17 protein-coding genes are annotated in these 21728 nt (G+C 71.7%); 5 read left to right on the top strand and 12 right to left on the bottom strand.

Annotation, left to right across the window (positions count from 1 at the left end; translation table 11 throughout):
• Nucleotides 1–25 precede the first annotated feature (25 nt).
• From ACP7TJ_RS24795 to ACP7TJ_RS24780, 4 genes are all read right to left on the bottom strand, one after another.
• Entirely contained in the window at nt 26–907 is an 882-nt protein-coding gene (locus ACP7TJ_RS24795) for a FadR/GntR family transcriptional regulator (RefSeq protein WP_367542186.1), read from the bottom strand.
• Between the two features lie 163 nt (nt 908–1070).
• Nucleotides 1071–3137, bottom strand: coding sequence for an ATP-binding cassette domain-containing protein (locus tag ACP7TJ_RS24790; protein ID WP_427765413.1), 2067 nt, complete (start codon nt 3135–3137; stop codon nt 1071–1073).
• Between the two features lie 106 nt (nt 3138–3243).
• A complete protein-coding gene (locus ACP7TJ_RS24785) occupies nt 3244–4002 on the bottom strand; it encodes an NUDIX hydrolase (protein ID WP_167743633.1) in 759 nt (252 codons plus the stop codon).
• An 87-nt stretch (nt 4003–4089) separates the two neighbouring features.
• Nucleotides 4090–5724: a DUF4192 domain-containing protein gene (locus tag ACP7TJ_RS24780; RefSeq protein ID WP_427765409.1), complete on the bottom strand. Its 1635-nt coding sequence runs from the start codon at nt 5722–5724 to the stop codon at nt 4090–4092.
• Between the two features lie 141 nt (nt 5725–5865).
• On the opposite strand from ACP7TJ_RS24780, the gene ACP7TJ_RS24775 reads away from it, so the two are divergent.
• Together ACP7TJ_RS24775 and ACP7TJ_RS24770 are read left to right on the top strand one after the other, a co-directional pair.
• On the top strand, nt 5866–8031 hold the full coding sequence (locus ACP7TJ_RS24775; protein ID WP_427765406.1) for a RecQ family ATP-dependent DNA helicase: 2166 nt from the start codon (nt 5866–5868) through the stop codon (nt 8029–8031).
• 213 nt (nt 8032–8244) lie between these two features.
• The gene (locus ACP7TJ_RS24770; RefSeq protein WP_093765223.1) at nt 8245–8859 is read left to right on the top strand and encodes a hypothetical protein; all 615 of its coding nucleotides are present in this window, start codon (nt 8245–8247) and stop codon (nt 8857–8859) included.
• Between the two features lie 318 nt (nt 8860–9177).
• Here ACP7TJ_RS24770 and ACP7TJ_RS24765 read toward each other — a convergent pair whose 3' ends face one another.
• The 3 genes from ACP7TJ_RS24765 to ACP7TJ_RS24755 form a co-directional block, all read right to left on the bottom strand.
• A complete protein-coding gene (locus ACP7TJ_RS24765) occupies nt 9178–9804 on the bottom strand; it encodes a hypothetical protein (protein WP_189910631.1) in 627 nt (208 codons plus the stop codon).
• Between the two features lie 67 nt (nt 9805–9871).
• Nucleotides 9872–10573, bottom strand: coding sequence for a ribonuclease HII (locus tag ACP7TJ_RS24760; RefSeq protein ID WP_093765221.1), 702 nt, complete (start codon nt 10571–10573; stop codon nt 9872–9874).
• Nucleotides 10574–10655: 82 nt separating this feature from the next.
• Nucleotides 10656–11279 carry a TetR/AcrR family transcriptional regulator gene (locus ACP7TJ_RS24755; protein WP_189910630.1) on the bottom strand — a complete coding sequence of 208 codons (624 nt, stop codon included), beginning with the start codon at nt 11277–11279 and terminating at the stop codon, nt 10656–10658.
• A 185-nt stretch (nt 11280–11464) separates the two neighbouring features.
• Between ACP7TJ_RS24755 and ACP7TJ_RS24750 the strand changes: the two genes are divergently transcribed.
• On the top strand, nt 11465–13012 hold the full coding sequence (locus ACP7TJ_RS24750; RefSeq protein WP_093765219.1) for an MFS transporter: 1548 nt from the start codon (nt 11465–11467) through the stop codon (nt 13010–13012).
• A 325-nt stretch (nt 13013–13337) separates the two neighbouring features.
• On the opposite strand, the gene ACP7TJ_RS24745 is transcribed toward ACP7TJ_RS24750, so the two are convergent.
• The 3 genes from ACP7TJ_RS24745 to ACP7TJ_RS24735 form a co-directional block, all read right to left on the bottom strand.
• The gene (locus tag ACP7TJ_RS24745; RefSeq protein ID WP_427765400.1) at nt 13338–14252 is read right to left on the bottom strand and encodes an ADP-ribosylglycohydrolase family protein; all 915 of its coding nucleotides are present in this window, start codon (nt 14250–14252) and stop codon (nt 13338–13340) included.
• A gap of 83 nt (nt 14253–14335) precedes the next feature.
• Nucleotides 14336–14995 (bottom strand): histidine phosphatase family protein, encoded by a 660-nt coding sequence (locus tag ACP7TJ_RS24740; protein WP_093765217.1) that lies wholly within the window; start codon nt 14993–14995, stop codon nt 14336–14338.
• Between the two features lie 99 nt (nt 14996–15094).
• Nucleotides 15095–15700 carry a YdbC family protein gene (locus tag ACP7TJ_RS24735; RefSeq protein ID WP_093765216.1) on the bottom strand — a complete coding sequence of 202 codons (606 nt, stop codon included), beginning with the start codon at nt 15698–15700 and terminating at the stop codon, nt 15095–15097.
• A gap of 157 nt (nt 15701–15857) precedes the next feature.
• Between ACP7TJ_RS24735 and ACP7TJ_RS24730 the strand changes: the two genes are divergently transcribed.
• Nucleotides 15858–16391: a TerD family protein gene (locus tag ACP7TJ_RS24730; RefSeq protein WP_093765215.1), complete on the top strand. Its 534-nt coding sequence runs from the start codon at nt 15858–15860 to the stop codon at nt 16389–16391.
• Between the two features lie 114 nt (nt 16392–16505).
• Here the strand turns inward: ACP7TJ_RS24730 and ACP7TJ_RS24725 are convergent, their stop codons facing one another.
• Together ACP7TJ_RS24725 and nrdR are read right to left on the bottom strand one after the other, a co-directional pair.
• A complete protein-coding gene (locus ACP7TJ_RS24725) occupies nt 16506–19400 on the bottom strand; it encodes a vitamin B12-dependent ribonucleotide reductase (protein WP_427765395.1) in 2895 nt (964 codons plus the stop codon).
• Between the two features lie 165 nt (nt 19401–19565).
• The gene (gene nrdR, locus ACP7TJ_RS24720) at nt 19566–20123 is read right to left on the bottom strand and encodes a transcriptional regulator NrdR (RefSeq protein WP_093765213.1); all 558 of its coding nucleotides are present in this window, start codon (nt 20121–20123) and stop codon (nt 19566–19568) included.
• Between the two features lie 584 nt (nt 20124–20707).
• On the opposite strand from nrdR, the gene lexA reads away from it, so the two are divergent.
• A complete protein-coding gene (gene lexA, locus ACP7TJ_RS24715) occupies nt 20708–21487 on the top strand; it encodes a transcriptional repressor LexA (RefSeq protein ID WP_024885652.1) in 780 nt (259 codons plus the stop codon).
• The last annotated feature ends 241 nt before the right edge of the window (nt 21488–21728 follow it).

The raw sequence follows: 21728 nt of genomic DNA, 5'->3' as shown, positions 1-21728 counted from the left end.
GACCGCGCCGTCAGGGGAAACGTGGTCAGTGCTCGCGCGGCGCGGGCACCACGCGCTCCACCTCGGGGTGGACCGTGAGAAGTTGCCGCATGGCCGCCTCGGCCGCGGCGCCGTCGCCGCCGGCGAGGGCGTCGGCGATCCGGGCGTGGTGGGCCAGCGAGGCCTCGGTCGGCCGCTCACAGCCCGTGACCGGACCGCCCGACACCTGCAGCGCGGCGGAGACGATCCCGGACAGGTGCTCCAGCATGCGGTTGCCGGCGACCTGGATGAGCAGGGAGTGGAACTCGTTGTCGGCCCGGGCGAAGGTCAGCGCGTCACCCTGTCCGAGGGCGTGCCCCATGATCTCCACCATGTCGGTCAGCCGCTGCTGGACGTCCTCCCGGCCGTGTCCGGCCGCCAGGCGCGCGGCGAGCGGCTCGATCGTCCAGCGCAGCTCGCTCAGCTCCCGGCGCTGGTCGTCCCGCTGCGGTCCGTAGGCCCGCCACTCAATGATGTCCGGGTCGAGAAGATTCCAGTCACTGACCGGACGCACCCGCGTGCCCACGTTCGGCCGGGCGCTGACCAGGCCCTTTGCCTCCAGGACGCGGAGCGACTCGCGGACGACGGTACGGGACACCTCGAAACGCTGGCCGATCTCCTCGGGGACCAGCGGGCGGTCGGCGCCCAGGTCACCGGAAACGATCATCTGTCCCAGCTGCTGGACCAGTTGTCCGTGCAGCCCGCGTCCGCGGCTGCCCGCGGTCCGCCGGCCCACGCGGCCCAGCTCCGGATCCCCGCCGTCCCACACCGGGGCCCGGTCGGTGCCGGGCGTCTCCGCGTAGGGGTAGCGGTCGAGTTCGCCCGGGGTCGCGAGGCCGGAGTCGGCGGAGCGGGCGGCGGTCATCATGGTGTGCGCAAGGGTACTCACGCATCCTTTGTCGGCGTCGGTTCCAACTCCCTTGAGGTCTTTGGTGAAAAGCACACGAAAGGGTGATCGCTCACCTCGTCGCAATTGACGCCTTATCGGAAAGAAATGAGCTTTTCTCGGGGAGTTGCGATCAGACAAAGCTCGAGAACCACAAATTCGGTCGTCATCGAACTCGGCTCCGCAGTCCCGTGAACGCGTACGCGCACAGCAGCGCCAGCACCGACAACGCCATGGCCCCGCCCACCGGTTGAGCCAGCAGCCGCAGCAGCGCCTCCAGGTGCTGCTCGCCCCCGAAGGGCCGGCGCAGCGGCAGCCCGTCCGCGAGCCGCCCGGCGAACGGCCGCGGACCGCGCAGCGACGGACCCTCCGTGATCTTGTGCACGGCGGGTACGACGAGAAGCGGCACGGCGACGACCGCGGCGAGCCCGGCGGTGGTGGACCGGAAGACCCCCGCGGCCAGCACCCCCGCCCAGGCACATCCCGTGACTAGCGCGAGCCATCCGGCGGTCAGAGCGGGCCAGTCCGCCGGGAGCGCCACGAGTTCGCTCCCGTAGACGAGATACAGCAGTTCGGCGGTGCAGCCGACGGTCAGCACGGCCAGGGCGAGGGCGGTCAGCGAGGCGACGAAGAGCTTCGCGGTCAGCAGGCCGAGCCTACGCGGGACGGTCCCCCGGTCCGCGGCGAGCGCGGGATGCCGGAACTCGTCGCCGAACGCCAGCGCGCCGAGCAGACCCGCCCCGAGCGCGGCGGGCGGTAGCGGCAATTCCACGGGCCAGGCGGCCAGCAGTCGCGGCTGGGGGGTGTGGCCGATGCGGGCCAGCAGTACGGCGGTGAGGGCGGACACCGCGAGAACGCAGGCCCCGACGATGTACCCCGTGGCCACCCCCGCGGCCCGCCGGATCTCGTAGCGGACGGGCCGCAGGGGGGTGGGCGCGGGGCGGACGAGGATAGAGGGCGGGAGAGTGACGGTGGCGGGGCGGGGGGCAGGGGGGGTGGTGCGGGGGGTTGTGGGTTGTTGTTGTGGCGGTGCCGCCTGGGAAGCGTCGTCGTCGGGGGCGTCTGGGGACGACTCAGGCGGGGTTGATGCGGCGGGGTCGGCCTCGGGCGACGCGGGCGCGGGGGTTGCGGTCTCCGGCTCGGGGTCGGGGTCGGGGTCGGGGTCGGGAGTTGCTGCGGCTTCGGGCTCCGGGCAAGGGTTCGGGTTCGGGTCCGAGTTCGGCTCGGGTTCGGGGTTGGGCTCGGACTCGGGATCGGGTTCGGGCTCGGGGTTGGGGTTGGGACCAGGCTGAGGGCCGGTTTCGGCCGAGGGCCGCGACTCGGGAGCCTGCTGAGGTTGCGCGTCCGCACCAGCCCCCGGCCCCATGTCCCCGATCTCATCGGCCAGTTGGTGGACGACGATCCCGTGCCGGAAGGCCGTCTCCCCCACCTCGGCACAGGTACTTCCGTAGACGCAGAGGCGGTTGCCTCCCTCCCGTACGACCTCCACGGACCGCTGCGTGGAGCGGGCCTGCTGGGCGAGCAGCACGGAGAGGCGGGCGGCGTGCGGGCTGCGGACGGCGACGCGGGGGCGCAGCCGGGTGCGGGCGAAGTCGGCGGCCCGCTGGTCGGCGACGATCCGTCCGCCGTCCAACGTGATCACGTGATCGGCGAACCGCGCCGCCTCCTTGGGATCGGCCGTACCGCACAGCACCGTCCCGCCCTGCGCCGCGTGTTCCCGCAGCATGTCGTACAGCCAGCGCCGCTCCGCCACCGCGAGCCCTCGCGCCGGGTCGTCGAGCACGAGCGTGTGCGGGTCCGACAGGAGGGCGCAGGCCAGGCCCAGCCGGCGGTCCATGCCGCGCGACAGGGTGCCGAGGCGTTCGTCGCGCAGGCTCACCAGGCCCACCGCTTCGAGCACTTCGTCGGCGCGCCGGGCCGGGAGCCCCGAGGCCGCGCACAGCATGCGGAGGTGTCCGCGGACCGAGCGGGCAGGGTGCCCCGGCACGTCGCCCAGCAGCACACCGACCTCGTGCGCGGGGTGCGCGATGCGGTGCAGGGGGCGGCCTCTGAAGTAGGTGATCCCACGCCCGCGTTGGAGCTCGAGCATGAGTCTCAACACCGTCGTCTTGCCCGCGCCCGGCGCCCCGAGCAACGCGGTGACGCGGCCCGCGTGCGCCTCGAAGGACACGTTGTCGACGGCGGACGGCTGCTCTTTGCGGGGAATGCTGGTCAGTCCGATGGCCTGGATCACCCGATGCAAGATAGCGCGCCATATCGGGTTTTTCGGGCACCACAGGGCCCGTTGCACGGAGGGAGAAGGGTCTGGGAACCGCGCCCCGGGGCCGGTCTCTCCCCTGTCAGACCTCGGGGCGCAGCATGGGCGGGTTGAGCAGGGTGGCGCCGCCGGCCCGGAAGAGCTGGGCGGGACGGCCGCCCTGCCGGGTGGTGGTGCCGCCGGTGGGCACCAGGAAGCCCGGGGTGCCCGTCACCTTGCGGTGGAAGTTGCGCGGGTCGAGCGCAACGCCCCAGACCGCCTCGTAGACCCGGCGCAGTTCACCGACGGTGAACTCCGGCGGGCAGAACGCCGTCGCCAGCGAGGAGTACTCGATCTTGGAGCGGGCGCGCTCCACCCCGTCCGAGAGGATCTGCGCGTGGTCGAAGGCGAGCGGCGCCACCGGCTCGCCGTCCCTGCCGTAACCGCCCTGCTCCAGCAGCTCGTCCACGGGCGCCCAGCGCGCGTTGCTGGCGTCGCCGCCCGCCCTGGGTGCCGGCAGGTCCGGGGCGAGGGCGAGGTGCGCGACGCTGACCACCCGCATGCGCGGGTCACGCTTGGGGTCCCCGTACGTGGCCAGCTGCTCGAGATGGGCGCCGTGATCCTGGGCGGGGATGGCCGGATCATGAACCCGCAGCCCCGTCTCCTCGACCAGCTCCCGCGCCGCCGCCTGCGCCAGATCCTCGTCGGCCCGTACGAACCCTCCGGGGAGTGCCCAGCGCCCCTGGAACGGGGGCTCGCCCCTGCGCACCGCCAGTGCACACAGAGCGTGACGTCGCACGGTGAGCACGACCAGGTCCACGGTGACGGCGAAAGGCGGAAAGGCTGACGGGTCGTAGGGCATGCGGCGATCATAGTCGTCTGCCTGACGATAAACACTCCCTTCACCGGCCGGATCGCGGGCCGATCTCCTCCCGCGGAGGCATCTCCCCTACTCGTCAGCCTGCTTCCCGGGTGACGCGGGGCGCGTGCTCTCCTGGCGTTGCCCGCGTCGGCTCGCGGCGCCGGGGTGGGTGGCGCCTTTGGGCCGGGCCCCGCCCGGTGACATGCGCGGGCGTGGCACCCGTCCGGTCGCGGCGCTTCCCCGGGGAGCGGACCGCCCCTCGCGGACGGCCGCCCGCATCCGGCGCCTTCGAGGCGCGGGCTCCGCGTCATGACCGTGCGTCTCGCTCCCGTCGAGGCCGGGTGCCTCGCCCCTGTCCTGGCCGGGCGCCTCGCCCGCCTCGGCCGGGCGGAAGTCCTCGCCCTCATCCGCGGGCCGGGCCGTCTCGCTCCCCTCGCCCTCTCCCTCGCCTCGCAGGCAGCGGCGGATCGACTCCGGGTCGAGCCCCTCGTTGCACGCCTGGTGCAGCAGACGCGCGAAGAGATAGTCCGGGTCGGCCCCGAGCGCCATCGCCAGTGCCTCCCGGGCCTCCAGTTCGTCACCGGAGGACCAGGCGACCCACCCGGCGAGGGTGAGGGGCGCGGCGGCGTACTCCCCGTACGGGCCGACGCAGCGGCGTGCCAAGGTGCGCCACAGGCGGAGGGCCGGGGCCGCCTCGTCGCCCTCCATCCACGCGGCGGCGCGGTCGCGGGTGGTGCGGTCCTGGAGGCCGAGGAGCACCATGGCCGCCTCGTCGTACCCGACCAGTTCGTCGTCGCGCAGGTCCGCCGGGAGTGTGCCGGAGACGGGTGGCGCGTCGGCGAGGCGGCGCATGAGACGCTCGGCCAGTTCCAGCGTCTCGTCGGCGACGATCTTCCGGGCCTCCGCGTCGACGATCCGGGGCAGCAGCTTCAGCCCGGCCTCGTCCAGTGCGCGGCGCTGGTCGTGGGCGGCGGAGGTCTCCCAGGGCTGGAGCCGGGCATGCAGCTCACGCAGGGAGCCGCGGACCTGGAGCCCGGCGTAGGCGGCCGCGGCGGCCAGTACGGACGTACCGGGCAGACCCATCGGCGTCCCTTCGGCCGGGCAGCAGGTCTGGTCGTCGCAGCAGTACGACCAGAAGCGGCCGTCGGAGACGCAGAGGGCTTCGACCACCGGGACGTCCAGGGCTCCGCTCTCCAGTCGCAGGGCGTGGGCCAGCGGCCCCAGCCGCTCCTTGACCTGCCAGCCGGTCTCGCCCCGTCCCGGCTCCTGGCACAGGAAGACGACCATCTGCTCGGGCCGCGAGCCTCGGCGCTCACAGCCGGCCACCAGGCCCTGGGCCAGCTGCCGGGCGGCCGAGGGCCAGTCGCCGGGGTCGGCGGGGATGCCGAGCCGGGCCCGGCCGCCGAACCTGCCCCGGCCTCCGGTGTCGTGCAGGGAGACGAGGACCATGCTGTCCTCCGGGCGGTACCCGAGGAGGTAGGGCACGGCGTCGGCGAGCTCGGCCGGGGTGCGCAGCGTCACCTGCTGCGGGTCGCCGTGGCTCTCGTACGCGGTGCAGGACAGGTCCGGCGGGAGCGGAGGGCGGCCCTCCCGGCTCACCGGCACGGGGGTTTCGGTACGAGCCGCGGCCGCTTTCCGCCGCGGCTCCGCCGCGTCGCGCCCGCCCTGGATCGGGATGTCACTGTTCTCGGAGGGACCGGTCGTCCCGCTGTGGTTCGTCATGCCGCGACCCTCTCGCAGATTGCGACATTCCGGTTGTCTTGTGGATAAGTCCGATCAGGCCCATGTCACGGCCGTCGCCGCAGGCCGGCCTTTGTCCACAGCCCGGAGCCGATGTCGGCGCCGTCCTGTTGTATGGGACCCATGGAGCACACGAGCAACACGGATCTCCGGACGGCCGCCGACGCGGTGCTCGCCCGTCTCGTCGGCGACGACACGGGCACCGCACGGCTGCGCGACGACCAGTGGCGGGCGATCGAGGCGCTGGTCGCCGAGAAGCGCCGGGCCCTGGTCGTCCAGCGCACGGGCTGGGGCAAGTCCGCGGTGTACTTCGTGGCCACCGCGCTGCTGAGGGCCCAGGGCAGCGGACCGACCGTGATCGTCTCCCCGCTCCTGGCGCTCATGCGCAACCAGGTCGAGGCCGCGGCCCGGGCCGGGGTCCACGCCCGGACCATCAACTCCTCCAACAGCGAGGAGTGGGACGCCATCCGTGCGGAGATCGACGCGGGGGACGTGGATGTGCTGCTGGTCAGTCCCGAGCGGCTGAACAACCCGGACTTCCGCGACCAGGTGCTGCCCCGGCTGGCCGCCGCGACCGGGCTGCTCGTGGTCGACGAGGCGCACTGCATCTCCGACTGGGGCCACGACTTCCGCCCGGACTACCGGCGGCTGCGCACGATGCTGAGCGATCTGCCGGAGGGGGTGCCCGTCCTCGCCACCACCGCCACGGCCAATGCCCGGGTGACCGCCGACGTCGCCGAGCAGCTCGGCACGGGCGGTTCCTCGGACGCGCTCGTGCTGCGGGGTCCGCTGGACCGGGAGAGCCTCAGCCTGAGCGTGCTGCGCCTTCCGGACGCGGCGCACCGCATGGCCTGGCTCGCCGACCACCTGGACCAGCTCCCCGGGTCGGGGATCATCTACACGCTGACCGTGGCCGTGGCCGAGGAGGTCACCGCGTTCCTGCGCCGGCGCGGACATGTCGTCGCCTCGTACACCGGGCGGACGGAGAACGCCGACCGGCAGCAGGCCGAGGAGGACCTGCTGGCCAACAAGGTGAAGGCGCTCGTCGCCACCTCCGCCCTCGGCATGGGGTTCGACAAGCCCGACCTGGGCTTCGTGGTGCACCTCGGGTCACCGTCCTCCCCCATCTCCTACTACCAGCAGGTCGGCCGCGCGGGCCGCGGTGTGCGGCACGCGGAGGTGCTGCTCCTTCCGGGCAAGGAGGACGAGGCGATCTGGGAGTACTTCGCCTCGCTCGCCTTCCCCCCGGAGGAGACGGTGCGGCGCACGCTCGACGTGCTGGCGCGCGCCGAACGGCCTCTGTCCCTCCCCGCGCTCGAACCGCTCGTGGAGCTGCGCCGCTCCCGTCTGGAGACGATGCTGAAGGTGCTCGACGTGGACGGGGCGGTGAAGCGGGTCAAGGGCGGCTGGATCGCGACCGGTCAGCCCTGGACGTACGACGCCGAGCGGTACGCGTGGGTGGCGCGTCAGCGCGCGGCCGAACAGCAGGCGATGCGGGACTACGTGTCGGCGACGGACTGCCGGATGGAGTTCCTGCAACGGCAGTTGGACGACGAGGGCGCCAAGCCCTGCGGCCGCTGCGACAACTGCGCGGGCGCCCGCTACACGGCCGAGGCATCCGCCGTGGCACTCGACGCGGCCCGCGCCGACCTCGGCCGGGCCGGCGTCGAGGTGGAGCCCCGGCGCATGTGGCCCACCGGACTCCCCGCGATCGGCGTGGATCTGAAAGGCCGCATCCCGGCCGGGGAGCAGGCGGCGCAGGGACGGGCCCTGGGCCGGCTCTCGGACATCGGCTGGGGCAACCGGCTGCGTCCGCTGCTCGCACCGCAGGCGCCGGACGGACCCGTGCCCGAAGACGTCGCCCGGGCCGCGGTGGGCGTGCTCGCCGACTGGGCCAAGGGACCGGGTGGTTGGGCGCCGGGGGTGGACGACGCCCGGCCCCGGCCGGTCGGGGTGGTGACCATCGCCTCGCGCACACGGCCGCGGCTCGTCCAGTCGCTCGGGGCGCACATCGCCGAGACCGGGCGGCTGCCGCTGCTCGGCACGGTGGAGAGCACGGGCGAGCAGCATCAACTCCCCCGCAGTAATAGCGCCCAGCGGCTCAAGGCGCTCTCCGGCGCGCTGACCGTGCCGCCCGAGCTCGCGGAGGCACTGGCGCGCGCCGGAGGTCCGGTGCTTCTGGTGGACGATTACACCGAGACGGGATGGACACTCGCCGTCGCGGCACGGCTGCTGCGGCGGTCGGGTGCGCAGGGAGTACTGCCGCTGGTACTGGCCGTACAGGGCTGAGCGAGAACCCGCATTCGGCAGGTGGGGATATTAACCGCGGATCCACCGATAACGGTCCCCTGTCCCAATTGCTCGTTGCCGCATCCAAGTTCGACAGGAAGAATTGAGGGACGCACCCGCACGGCTCGCCCGCCGACCAGGTAGGGCTCTGTTGCGTGCGCGCTCCCCCGAATCCGACCCGCCCGCAGTGTGGGCGTAGCCGAAGGGAGGACCGTGACCTTCGGATTCGCTCCGTCCTCGGCGGCTTCGCTGTCGACGTCCGCCGCATCCGCCAACCGTGTGCTCGAGCCTGCGGAGTGGGCGGCCGCGGGAATCCCGCTGCTGCGCAGTCCGCGCGAGGTCGTCAGCGGACTGCACGCCCGGCACCGTCCGGGTCCGGCGACCGCGGTCGTCGCCGTACTCGACCCGGACGAACGCCTGCGGGCGAGCGCGTCGTTCACGCGGCGCTCCGCCTCCGCCGACGGCTGGTTGTACCGCAACGCGCTGCTGGCCCAGCTGCGCCGGGTCATACCGCACGACCTGAGGCGCCGCACCCCGGTGCGCACCGCCGTCCTGCTCTACTGCCGTGAGGGCGACGCCCGATGGACGGAGGAGGACGGAGCCTGGATGTGGGGGCTGCGGGACGCCTGCACCCTGCACGGGCTGCGCTGCGGTGCGTACATCACGCTGACCCGTGACGGCTGGCAGGTTCTGGGTGAGGGCCGGGGCGGCCGCCATCCCAGCGCCGGTTCGGAGCCGGAGCCGGTCGCCCTGTCCGAGGCGCCGCCGCGGATTCCACGCACCGGCGGGGCCGCGTCGGACGTGCTGCGGCGCGCGGCGGCCCGCTGACGTCGGGCCGTTCGCCCGCGCCGGTCCGTCGCCTGTGCCCGTGGCACCGGCATGCCCCGGTGCGGCACCACCGAGCGACCACGGACGACGCAGACCTCGCCAGCCGTCCGCCCCGAAGAACCCGAGGCCCCACGGAGCCGCATTCGAGGACCCACGAGCCGCGCCCGAACGCCGAGCGCCCTCACCACCCGAGTACCGTGCGCCTCACCCGTCCCCGGGCACACCGACCGGCCAGCGGTGCGGGAGGCCCCGCGACCGCCGGCGTTCCCGCACGTGCGATGCCCCTGCCCGGGTGCCGGACGACGCCGTGGCGTCGGCTCAGACCCCGGCGCCCAGCACGGAGTTGATGCGCTGCGGGTCCCCGCAGACGATCAGCAGCGCGCCGGCCCGGGCGTGGGCCGTCTTCAGGGCGGAGGCGGTCACGGACTCGGGGCCGCCGTTGACGGCGACCACCACGACGGGACGGGTCGTGGCACGGTCCGCCACCTGGGCGTCCGTGTAGAAGACGTCGTCACGGGCGTCGTGCTGCGCCCAGTAGGACGCCTCACCGAAGGACAGTTCGTGGGTGGCCCACGGGTGCGGTTCACCGGTGGTGATCACCAGCACGTCGCCGGGGGCGCGGCCCGAGTCCAGAAGCAGGTCGACGGCTTCCTCGGCGGCGTCGAGCGCCCCTTCGACGGAGGCCGGGATCAGCTGGATCTGCGGACCGTCGGCGGCAGCGGGCGAAGCCGAAGGGCCGGGCTTGGCAGCGGGGGCCGCGTCACGCGAGGTGCGCTGGACCGGAGGGGCCGGCCGCGGCGGGCCGGGACGACCGGGACGCGACGGCGCCGCGGGGCGGGGACCGGGTACGGGACGGGGGGTCGGCGCGGTACGGCCACTGGCCGGCGTGGCGCGGGGACCCTGGGCACTCTCGTGAATCTGAGGCTCCTCGGGAATGAGAGGCATGAGCTGATTTTTATCAAACGGTGGCGCGGCCGGCGTCGCCGGGTGGCACATCAGTGCGAGCGTCCGGTCAGAAGTCGAATCCGAGTTGGCCCTCGATCTCCGGGACGCGCGCCTCCGCCCAGGTGCGGGCCCTCTTGAGGTGCCGCCACTGGGGCAGCGCATCAAGATACGCCCACGACAGCCGGTGGTACGGGGTGGGTCCCCGGACCTCCAACGCGGCCCGGTGCACGGGGGACGGATACCCGGCGTTGTCCGCGAAACCGAAGTCTGCATGGTCGGCGCCCAGTTCGGCCATCATTTTGTCGCGCTGGACCTTGGCGATGACCGACGCCGCCGCCACGGCCACACACGACTGGTCACCCTTGATGACCGTCCGGACCCGCCAGGGCGAGCCGAGGTAGTCGTGCTTGCCGTCGAGGATGACCGCGTCGGGCCGGACGGGCAGGCCCTCCAGGGCGCGGACGGCCGCCAGCCTGAGCGCGGCGGTCATGCCCAAGTCGTCGATCTCCTCGGGCGACGCGTGGCCCAGGGCGTACGACGTCACCCAGCTCCGCAGCGTCTCGGCGAGTTCGGTGCGGCGCTTGACGGTGAGGAGCTTGGAGTCGGTGAGTCCCTCGGGGGGCCGGCGCAGTCCGGTGATCGCCGCGCAGACGGTGACCGGGCCGGCCCACGCACCACGCCCCACCTCGTCGACACCTGCAACGATCTTCGCTCCGGTCGTGGCGCGGAGTGAGCGCTCGACGGTGTGAGTAGGTGGTTCGTACGGCATGGCGCCCTTAGCGTACGCCGCCCGGTCCGGCGTGCGACACCCCGGATCCCGGACTGTGGTCACCACCGTCACCGCCTCGTGATCAGGAGGCGTGCGGACGCAGCAGCGGGACCATCAACTGGTCGATCATCTGCTCCAGATCGACGTCCGACCATTCGCTGCCGCACATCTTCGAGCGGTACATCATCATGGCCGGAATGGCGTCGAAGACATATCCGTTGGCCGCGTCGGGACGGACCTCTCCCCGTTCGATACCGCGCTCGACCACCTCGCGGAGCATCGTGAGGGTCGGCTCCACGACGCCGTTGAAGATCACCGCGTGGAAGCGTTCGGCCTCGCTGCTGTCGCACTCGTGAATGACCGCGCGCAGGGCGCATCCCGGCTTGGAGAACATGGCGTCCCGGGCCCTGCGGCACAGCTCCAACAGGTCTTCGCGCACGCTCCCCAGGTCCGGCGCCTCATGGAACTCGGGCAGCGCGGCACGCAAGGCGTCGGCGACGAGGTCCTCCTTGGAGGGCCAGCGCCGGTAGACGGCCGCCTTCCCCGTCTGGGCGCCCGCGGCGACGCCCTCCATCGTCAGGCCGTTCCAGCCGACCGTGCTGAGCTGCTCCAGCGCGGCCTCGAGGATCGCGCGTTCCAGTACGGCGCCGCGGCGGCGTGAGGCGGCCGTCTGAGCCTGGGCGGCAGCCCAGCTCGAAGTAACCATCTGACTCTCTCCAACGAGCAGAGGAAGCGGGCATTCGGGGATGAAGCACCCGCCGTACGGCGCCGAAGGGGGACGCGCCGACACGACGGCCATTCAGTGAACGCTTGCGTTCACTGTCGGAGGCTCCTACGGTGGACGCAACAGTGAACGCGCTCGTTCACTAATTCTTCCGTGGGGGACCCATAGTGACCACCTCTCCTTTGCTCCAGGATCCAAAACCGGGCGCGGCTCGCCGGCCAGGGCGCCCCGGCATCGCGCTCGCCGTCATCGCGGCCTGTCAACTCATGGTCGTCCTCGACGCGACGATTGTGAACATCGCGCTCCCGCACATCCAGAATGCCCTGCAGTTCAGCACCACCGATCTCACCTGGGTGGTCAGCGCCTACACCCTGACCTTCGGCGGGCTGCTGCTCCTCGGCGGACGGGCCGGCGACATACTCGGCCGGCGCCGCGTCTTCATGAGCGGCATCCTGCTCTTCACCGCGGCCTCCCTGCTCGGCGGGCTCGCCCAGGAGCCCTGGCAGCTCCTCGCGGCGCGCGTCCTGCAGGGCGTGGGCGGCGCGATCGCCTCGCCGACCTCGCTGGCGCTCATCACCACCACGTTCCCGGAGGGCCCCGAACGCAACCGCGCCTTCGGCGTCTTCGCCGCGGTCTCGGCGGGCGGCGGCGCGATCGGACTGCTCGCGGGCGGCATGCTGACCGAGTGGCTCGACTGGCGGTGGGTGCTCTTCGTCAACGTGCCCATCGGCCTGCTGATCGCCGTCCTCACGCCGATGTACATCAACGAGTCCGAACGGCACACCGGACGCTTCGACATCGCGGGTGCGGCGACCTCGACGGCCGGTATGGCCACGCTCGTCTACGGCTTCATCCGCGCGGCCGAGGAGGGCTGGAGCGACAGCGTCACCATCGGCTCCTTCGTCGCCTCGGCGATCCTGCTCGCGGGCTTCGCGCTCATCGAGTCCCGCGCCAAGGAACCGATCACCCCGCTGCGGATGTTCGCCGACCGCAACCGCTCGGGCACGTACGTGATCATGCTCAGCCTCGCCGCGGCGATGTTCGGCATGTTCTTCTACATCGTTCTCTTCGTGCAGAACGTCCTCGGCTACACCCCGATCGAGGCCGGTCTCGCCTTCCTGCCCGTGACGGTCGTGATCGCCGCCGGGGCGGGAATCTCGCAGCGGTTCCTGCCCGTGTTCGGACCCAAGCCCTTCATGATCATCGGCTCGACGCTGGCCGCGCTCGGGCTGGCCTGGCAGACGCTGATCGACTCCGACAGCTCCTACGTCAGCGGCATCCTCGGGCCGATGCTGGTCTTCGGCTTCGGCATGGGCCTGAACTTCGTGACACTGACGCTCACCGCGGTCTCCGGGGTGGCCCAGCACGAGGCCGGCGCCGCCTCCGGTCTGCTCAACGCGACCCAGCAGGTGGGCGGATCGGTGGGCCTGGCACTGCTGACGACGGTGTTCGGCACGGCCAGCCGGGACGAGGCGGAGAAGCAGGTACCCGCCTTCCTCGCGGAGGGGACGGCGGAGCAGAAGGCGGCGTTCGCCCAGACCCAGCAGCTCCCGGCGCCCTGGGGGCACGAGGTGCTCGCGCAGGGCATCTCCTCGGCGTTCGTCCCGGCCGCCGCGATGGCGGTGCTGGCCCTGGCGGTCGCCTGGCTCGTCATCCGGGTCCGCAAGAGCGACCTGGAGGCACTGTCCGGTACGGCGGGACCCGGCATCGGCTGAGGGGAGCACCGCACGCGCCCGGCCCGGCGACGCACCGGCCGACTTCACGGGGGTCGGCGGGGCGACGCCGGGTCGGCGGGCGTACGGCAGCAGCACGGCGCACAGCACGAGCATCACCCCCGCCCACACGGTCATCCAGCACTCCTCCCCCGACGCACTCCCGCACGCGCCCGCAGCACACCGACACGTGTCAGCCTCTGCGGAAACCGCAAGGCCCACCACACCTCACACCGCCCGCAGCCGGCACACCGAGAACGATCGGCCGGTCACACAGAGTTCCCACTATGCACGGAGAGTTTTGAAAAGCTGGATCGACGAGGACGCCTCAGACCTCGACCGCCCGCGTCACCCACTCCGGCAACGGCTCCACCCGCTCCACCCACGCCCCGGGCGGCGCCCCCGCAGGCCCCGCCGCGACCACTCCGCCCACGATGGAGCAGGTGGTGTCGACGTCCCCGCCCACCTGCGCGGTCGTCCAGAAGGCGTTCTCGTAGTCGCCCAGCGAGCGGGCGGCGGACCAGAGCGCGAAGGGCACGGTGTCATGCGCGGTCGTACGCCGTCCGCAGCCCAGGACCGCCGCGACGGTGGCCGCGTCGCCGTAGTCGAGCATGTCGCGCGCCCGGCGCAGCCCCGCGCCGACCGCGCTGCGCGCGGGGATCAGCGCGATGACCCCGTCGAGGAGGTCCTCGGCGCCGGGCGGGCCGTCCGGCGCGGCGGTGAGGGCGGCAGCAGCGGCGACGGCCATGGCGCCGACCACGGCCTCGCGGTGCTGGTGCGTGGGATAGGCGGAGATCTCCGCCTGGTGGGTGGCCTGCTCGGGGTCGTCGGCGTACCAGGCGCCCAGGGGCGGGATGCGCATCGCGGCGCCGTTGCCCCACGAGCCCTGCCCGTTGAAGAGGGCGGCGGCCAGTTCGCGCCAGTCGCCGCCCTCGCGGACCAGGCGCAGCAGCCGGTTGACGGCGGGGCCGTACCCCCGGTCGAAGTCGTGACGGTGGGCGAAGGAGTGGGCCAGGGCGTCCTGGTCGATGCGGTGGTGCGTGGCCAGGACGGTGACGACGGAGCACGCCATCTCGGTGTCGTCGGTCCACTGCCAGAGGCCTTCGGGCAGCTCACGGCGCTTGAGCAGCGGGTAGTTCACCGGCACGAAGAACTGCGAGCCGAGCGCATCCCCCACCGACAGACCGCGCAGGCTCGCGAGCGCGCGCTCGAGCCGCGCCTCCGGGGAACGATCAGTGGTCATCGCCTCGCAACTCTCCCATCCGGCACTCGCCGACTCCAGCACATTTCGTCCCTCCCTTGACCGCCGTCTCCGGGCGGGTCCGCCTATCCCGTGATCGGGTAGGGCTCCGGGTCCCGCCAGCGGTCGAAGGGCCGGTCAAGGGCGTACTTCCCGTTCTCGCCCAGGACGAGCATCCTCACCTCGGCGTTCCCCGGGTTGGACAGCGACTCGAACTCCGCCACGGTCCAGTGGAACCACCGCATGCAGAACAGCCGCATGGCCAGACCGTGGGTGACGATGAGGACGTTCGGCGGGTGGTCCGGGTCCTCGAAGCTGCGGAACAGGCTCTCCAGGAAGCCGCCGACGCGGTCGTAGACGTCGGCGCCGGACTCGCCCTGGGCGAATCGGTAGAAGAAGTGGCCATAGGCGTCCCGGTAGGCCTTCTGCAGCCGGACGTCCTCGCGGTCCTGCCAGTTGCCCCAGTCCTGTTCGCGCAGCCGGGGTTCCTCGCGGACGCGTATCAGGTCCGGGTCGAGATGGAAGGCGTTCAGGGTCTCGAGCGTCCGTCGGTACGGGGACACGTAGACGCTGACCCGCTCCTGACCGAAGAGGCCGCGGAGCCGCTCGCCCGTCGCCTCTGCCTGCTTCCTGCCCCGCTCGGTGAGACCGAGGGCGTGGTCGGGTACGCGCTCATAAACGGTGTCGTCAACATTGCCCGTTGATTCACCGTGCCGGACAAGGACGATGCGCCGCGGTCGTGCCATGTCCAAAACCCTAGATCGGGTGAGGGCGCTTCGGGCACTCGTGCGGGTTCCGTACGGCATTTGTCACACATCTTCGCGCACCGGGCCACGGGAGCGTGCTCACACCGTCCAGGCGGGCTCCATGTCGACGATGTCGCCGGCGAGGGCCGCGACGTCCGCCTCGGTCTGCGCCCGCAGTGTCAGTCGCTCCACGCGCTCGGTCCGGTACTTGCCGTGTTCGGCGGCGGACCGCCACATGGACAGGATCAGGTACTCGTTGCCCGGCGCCTCGCCGAACAGCCCCCGCACCATGCCGGGTGAGCCGGCCATCGCCGGGTTCCACACCTTCTCCTGCATCAGCACGAAGTGTTCGGCGCGCTCCTCGTGGACGCGGCACAGCGCGACCCTGATCAGGTCGGCGTCGGTGAAGCGCGGTTCGAACCCGGTCTTCACGTCGAAGCGGTGGTCGAACAGTCTGACCTGGGCGTTCTTGAAGGTGCCCGCCTGGGAGGCGGCGAGCCGGTCGTGGGACCGGGCCATGAAGGAGTCGTAGAAGGCGCGGCTCTCCCAGAAGGAGAAGATGTGCGCCACGTCCTGCCGTCCCCGGCTCCAGCCTCCGCCCTGCGCGCGAAACCCCGGCTCCCCCAGAAGCCCCGCCCACTTCCGCTGTCCCCGCTCGAACCCCCGACGGTCCACCACGGTGCAGCGAATCCACTTGACCAGCACCGCGCCATCGTAAGGCCAGGGAGTACGGCCCTGGTCGCCCTCGCGTCGACTGCATACCGGCGCCCGGGAACGCGCGCGTGGCAGGATGGACAATCTGCCGTGGTTTCGCGGTAGTTGGGGTGCGCCGGTAGGACGGTCACGAGGAAGGGGACAACGGGTGAACGGCGTCAGCAAGGGGATCCGGAAGGTCGAGATCGCGCTGCGGTGGGATCCGAGTCCGTCGGGAGAGCCCTCCACCGACCTCGATCTGGTCGCCGCGCCCTATCCGGCGGACGCCCCGCACGGGGACCCCGGCTACGTGGTGCACTTCGACAGCCGCTCCCCCGACGGCACCATCACGCTCAACCGGGACAGCCAGGACGGCAAAGGGTTCGGGTACGACGAGGTCATGACGCTGGAGCTGGACCGCCTGGACCCGCGCTACGCGCGCGTGCTGGTCGGGGTCGTCATCCAGCAGCAGCAGGCGCCGCGGACGTTCTCCGGGGTGCGCAACCCGGGGCTGCGTATCCGCGAGGGCTACGACGTGCTGGCGGAGGACGACTTCGGCGGGGTGCTGGGGGCGAGGGCGGCCACGGTCGCGGAGTTCGTCCGGGAGGGCTCGGGCCCCTGGGAGTTCCGGGCGGGCGTGCAGGGCTTCGACGGCGACCCGGTGGACTTCACCCGTGAGATGGGAGCGGCCCGCCGGGCCTGACGCTGCGAGGCAGCCCGCGGACAGGGGCGGAGACGCCCGAGGGCGGTGGCACCGGTTTCCCGGTACCACCGCCCTCACCGTCTCACCGCCGGGCAGCGCCCGGGCGGGTCGGCGTCAGCTGCAGCCGCTGGTCGAGCCGCAGCCCTCGCAGATGTAGCAGGAGCCGGCGCGCTGCATCTTCGTGCCGCAGGAGAAGCACAGCGGGGCGTCGGCCTGGATGCCCAGCTGCATCTCCACCAGCTCGGCGCTGGTGTGGGCCTGCTGCGGGGCGGGCTTGGCCGCCTCGGTCTCGGCCTTCGGCGCGGCGACCGCCTTCAGCTCCTGGGCGCGCGGGGCCGACTGGGCCAGGCCCTCGACGTCGACCTCGTCGTCGGCCGGCTCGTACGAGCCGGTCTCCAGGTGACGCTGGCGCTCCTCGGCGGAGTGGATGCCGAGCGCGGAGCGCGTCTCGAACGGCAGGAAGTCCAGCGCCAGGCGGCGGAAGATGTAGTCGACGATCGACTGCGCCATCCGCACGTCCGGGTCGTCCGTCATGCCGGCCGGCTCGAAGCGCATGTTGGTGAACTTCGAGACGTACGTCTCCAGCGGCACGCCGTACTGGAGGCCCACCGAGACGGCGATGGAGAAGGCGTCCATCATGCCGGCGAGCGTCGAGCCCTGCTTGGACATCTTCAGGAAGACCTCGCCGAGACCGTCGTCCGGGTAGGAGTTGGCGGTCATGTAGCCCTCGGCGCCGCCCACCGTGAAGGAGGTGGTGATGCCGGGACGGCCCTTCGGGAGGCGCTTGCGGACCGGGCGGTACTCGACGACCTTCTCGACCGCGGCGCGGATCGTCTCCTCGGCCTTCTCCGTGACCTCGGCCTTCTCCTTCTCCTTGGTCTTGGCGGAGAGGGGCTGGCCGACCTTGCAGTTGTCGCGGTAGATGGCGAGCGCCTTGACGCCCAGCTTCCAGGCCTCGAAGTAGATCTCCTCGACCTCCTCGACGGTCGCCGTCTCCGGCATGTTGACCGTCTTGGAGATGGCGCCGGAGATCCAGGGCTGGATCGCGGCCATCATGCGGACGTGGCCCATCGGGGAGATGGCGCGCTCGCCCATGGCGCAGTCGAACACCTCGTAGTGCTCGGGCTTGAGGCCGGGGGCGTCGATCACATTGCCGTGCTCGGCGATGTAGGCGACGATCGCCTCGATCTGCTCCTCCTGGTAGCCCAGGCGGCGCAGGGCCTGCGGGACGGTGCCGTTGACGATCTGCATCGAGCCGCCGCCGACCAGCTTCTTGAACTTGACCAGGGCGAGGTCGGGCTCGACACCGGTGGTGTCGCAGGACATCGCCAGGCCGATGGTGCCGGTCGGGGCGAGCACGGAGGCCTGGGCGTTGCGGAAGCCGTTCTTCTCGCCGAGGCGCAGGACGTCCTGCCAGGCCTCGGTGGCGGCGGCCCACACCGGGGTGTCCAGGTCGTCCATGCGCACGGCGGTGCCGTTGGCGTCGGAGTGCTGCTTCATGACGCGCTTGTGGGCGTCGGCGTTGCGGGCGTAGCCGTCGTACGGGCCGACGATCGCGGCGAGTTCGGCGGAGCGGCGGTAGGCGGTGCCGGTCATCAGGGAGGTGATGGACCCGGCGAGGGAGCGGCCGCCGTCGGAGTCGTAGGCGTGACCCGTGGCCATCAGCAGGGCGCCCAGGTTGGCGTAGCCGATGCCGAGCTGGCGGAAGGCGCGGGTGTTCTCGCCGATCTTCTGGGTCGGGAAGTCCGCGAAGCAGATCGAGATGTCCATCGCGGTGATGACCAGCTCGACGACCTTCTGGAAGCGCTCGGTCTCGAACGACTGGTTGCCCTTGCCGTCGTCCTTGAGGAACTTCATCAGGTTCAGCGAGGCCAGGTTGCAGGACGTGTTGTCCAGGTGCATGTACTCGCTGCACGGGTTCGACGCGGTGATCCGGCCGGACTCGGGGCAGGTGTGCCAGTGGTTGATGACGCCGTCGTACTGGATGCCCGGGTCGGCGCAGGCCCACGCGGCCTCGGCGATCTTGCGGAAGAGCGCCTTGGCGTCGACCTCCTCGATGACCTCGCCGGTCATGCGGGCACGCAGGCCGAACTTGCCGCCCTTCTCGACGGCCTCCATGAACTCGTCGTTGACGCGCACGGAGTTGTTGGCGTTCTGGTACTGGACGGACGCGATGTCGTCGCCGCCCAGGTCCATGTCGAAGCCCGCGTCGCGCAGGACACGGATCTTCTCCTCCTCCTTCACCTTGGTCTCGATGAAGTCCTCGATGTCGGGGTGGTCGACGTCGAGCACGACCATCTTCGCCGCGCGGCGGGTGGCGCCACCGGACTTGATGGTGCCGGCGGAGGCGTCGGCGCCGCGCATGAAGGAGACCGGGCCGGAGGCGTTGCCGCCGGAGGAGAGCAGCTCCTTGGAGGAGCGGATGCGGGAGAGGTTCAGGCCGGCGCCGGAGCCGCCCTTGAAGATCATGCCCTCTTCCTTGTACCAGTCGAGGATCGACTCCATGGAGTCGTCGACGGACAGGATGAAGCAGGCGCTGACCTGCTGCGGCTGGGGCGTGCCCACGTTGAACCACACGGGGCTGTTGAAGCTGAAGATCTGGTGCAGGAGGGCGTAGGCCAGCTCGTGCTCGAAGATCTCGGCGTCGGCGGGCGAGGCGAAGTACTTGTTGTCCTCGCCGGCCTTCCGGTACGTCTTCACGATGCGGTCGATCAGCTGCCTGAGGCTGGTCTCGCGCTGCGGGGTGCCGACGGCGCCCCGGAAGTACTTGCTGGTGACGATGTTGACCGCGTTCACCGACCAGAAGTCGGGGAACTCCACGCCGCGCTGCTCGAAGTTGACCGAGCCGTCGCGCCAGTTGGTCATGACGACGTCACGGCGCTCCCAGGCCACCTCGTCGTACGGGTGGACCCCCGGGGTGGTGTGAATGCGCTCGACGCGCAGTCCCTTGCCGGGCTTGCTCGCCTTGGCTCGGGAACTACGTGCCGGACCGCTCGCCGTCTCTGTCATGCCGCCTCCCTGATACGGGCGAAAACGCCCTGAAGTGCCCCGATGTTCCCGTGGCATGGTGTTCTGTCTGATGCTGCGGGCGCCCACTCGCCTGCCCGCAGCAGGTCTTCTTCGCCGCCGGCCGAACCGGTCCCCGGACCCTCGCTTCCGGGGCCGGACCGCCGCTCAGCCGGCGGCGGGAGCGGGCGCGGGGACCTGCGCGGTCCCCTCCTGTCCGCTGTCGTCTTCCTGGCTCCCCGGGGCGGCCCCGTCGCCGCCCCCGTCGCCCTCGGCGGGCCGCTCCGCCCGCCTGAGTTCCGCGATCGCGGCCTCGAAGTCCTCCAGCGAGTCGAACGCCCGGTACACGGACGCGAACCGCAGGTAGGCCACGAGGTCGAGTTCCTGCAACGGGCCGAGTATGGCCAGCCCCACGTCGTGGGTGGTCAGCTCGGCGCTCCCGGTGGCCCGCACCGCTTCCTCGACCCGCTGGCCGAGTTGGGCGAGGGCGTCCTCGGTGACGGGCCGTCCCTGGCACGCCTTGCGCACACCGTTGATGATCTTGGTGCGGCTGAACGGCTCGGTGACTCCCGACCGCTTGACCACCATGAGCGAACACGTCTCCACGGTCGTGAATCGACGGGAGCAGTCCGGGCACTGGCGGCGCCTGCGGATCGACGTGCCGTCGTCGGTCGTACGGCTGTCGACGACACGGCTGTCGGGGTGCCTGCAGAAGGGGCAGTGCATGGATCCCAACCCTCCTCACAGCAGACTCAATGGCCTCGCCAGGCCTCAGGGGCCTCACGAAGCAGCACCAGCATAGGCGATCGCGGAGCCCTCGGAGACCGGGGGGACCACAACTTCTGGGCTGCTGTCGCAATCCAACCACTAGATGTGGGGATTGGCTCATACATCGAGAGTGCCACGCGTGTCGCGCGCCGGAACGGGAAGACGGGCCTGGAAGTCTGCGCGTGAGCCGCCCGGAGACCTGCCCGTCGCGGGCTCGGACGCCGTCCCCGTCGAGGAGAAGACGTGCCGGAGGCGAGGAGGGGGCGTGCCGCTCCGACGAAGGACGGGGCCGCTTCACGCGCACGGGGGCCCACGATGGCAGACTGAGTCCGCACGCCGCGAGGCCGCCGCTCCGGCGGAGACCTCGGCGGTGAAGAGTACAACAAATGGCCCGTTTGTCCGGCAGGAAGTGCGGCGACCAATACACCTCGACGAAAGAACGCGTGCCGCAATTCGCGATTTTTCACTCGAACGTGTGTTTGGCGCAACCTTTCGAAAGCATCTACCGTTGTGCTGCAGGGAGACCATCGAGAGGGGCCGACGTGACCACCACCGCAGACAGTGCCGCCATCACCGCCCAGGACCGCTCCCAGGGCCGCATCGAGCCGGTGCATGCGATGAACGAAGCCACGAATCCCGAGGCGCACAAGCGCTCCCTGCCGGGCCGACCTCCCGGCATCCGGGCCGACAGCTCCGGACTCACCGACCGCCAGCGCCGGGTCATCGAGGTCATCAGGGACTCGGTGCAGCGGCGCGGATACCCGCCGTCCATGCGGGAGATCGGCCAGGCGGTCGGGCTGTCCAGCACCTCCTCCGTCGCCCACCAGCTCATGGCGCTGGAGCGCAAGGGATTCCTGCGCCGTGACCCCCACCGTCCGCGCGCGTACGAGGTGCGGGGGTCCGACCAGGCCGCGTCCGTGCAGCCGACGGACACCGCCGGCAAGCCCGCCGCGTCCTACGTGCCGCTGGTCGGCCGGATCGCCGCCGGTGGCCCGATCCTCGCGGAGGAGTCCGTCGAGGACGTCTTCCCGCTGCCGCGGCAGCTCGTCGGCGACGGTGAGCTGTTCGTACTGAAGGTCGTGGGTGACTCCATGATCGAGGCCGCGATCTGCGACGGCGACTGGGTCACGGTCCGTCGCCAGCCGGTCGCCGAGAACGGCGACATCGTGGCGGCGATGCTCGACGGCGAGGCGACCGTGAAGCGGTTCAAGCGGGAGGACGGCCATGTCTGGCTGCTCCCGCACAACGCGGCCTACGAGCCGATCCCCGGCGACGACGCGACGATCCTCGGCAAGGTGGTGGCCGTCCTCCGCCGCGTCTGACCCCGACGGGACGCCGGGCCCCCCAGGCCCGCCCCGCCCCCGACCGGACCCCGGAACCCCTGCGCCGGTTCCGGGGTCCTGTACTGCCTCCGGGAGCCCTGAGTGGCGCCCTGGGCCTCTGCAACGGGCTGCATCTGCCGCGCCGCCCCTGGGCGCGGCTCACGACGCTTGCCCGGACGCCGTGCGCCGCCCCGCAGGGACGGCGCCGAGACACTCCAGCCGCCGGGCCGGGGCCGGGGCG

The organism is Streptomyces sp. DSM 41931 (genome assembly GCF_050271085.1).
GTDB classification, from domain to species: domain Bacteria; phylum Actinomycetota; class Actinomycetes; order Streptomycetales; family Streptomycetaceae; genus Streptomyces; species Streptomyces albogriseolus.
This window is presented reverse-complemented; position numbering and strand designations above follow the sequence as displayed.

What these genes read in the sequence shown, in the direction of transcription:
- ACP7TJ_RS24785 (WP_167743633.1), bottom strand. Translation starts at nt 4,002, where the DNA reads ATGCCCTACGACCCGTCAGCCTTTCCGCCTTTCGCCGTCACCGTGGAC.
- ACP7TJ_RS24780 (WP_427765409.1), bottom strand. Translation starts at nt 5,724, where the DNA reads ATGACGAACCACAGCGGGACGACCGGTCCCTCCGAGAACAGTGACATC.
- ACP7TJ_RS24775 (WP_427765406.1), top strand. Translation starts at nt 5,866, where the DNA reads ATGGAGCACACGAGCAACACGGATCTCCGGACGGCCGCCGACGCGGTG.
- ACP7TJ_RS24765 (WP_189910631.1), bottom strand. Translation starts at nt 9,804, where the DNA reads ATGCCTCTCATTCCCGAGGAGCCTCAGATTCACGAGAGTGCCCAGGGT.
- ACP7TJ_RS24760 (WP_093765221.1), bottom strand. Translation starts at nt 10,573, where the DNA reads ATGCCGTACGAACCACCTACTCACACCGTCGAGCGCTCACTCCGCGCC.
- ACP7TJ_RS24755 (WP_189910630.1), bottom strand. Translation starts at nt 11,279, where the DNA reads ATGGTTACTTCGAGCTGGGCTGCCGCCCAGGCTCAGACGGCCGCCTCA.
- ACP7TJ_RS24745 (WP_427765400.1), bottom strand. Translation starts at nt 14,252, where the DNA reads ATGACCACTGATCGTTCCCCGGAGGCGCGGCTCGAGCGCGCGCTCGCG.
- ACP7TJ_RS24740 (WP_093765217.1), bottom strand. Translation starts at nt 14,995, where the DNA reads ATGGCACGACCGCGGCGCATCGTCCTTGTCCGGCACGGTGAATCAACG.
- ACP7TJ_RS24725 (WP_427765395.1), bottom strand. Translation starts at nt 19,400, where the DNA reads ATGACAGAGACGGCGAGCGGTCCGGCACGTAGTTCCCGAGCCAAGGCG.
- nrdR (WP_093765213.1), bottom strand. Translation starts at nt 20,123, where the DNA reads ATGCACTGCCCCTTCTGCAGGCACCCCGACAGCCGTGTCGTCGACAGC.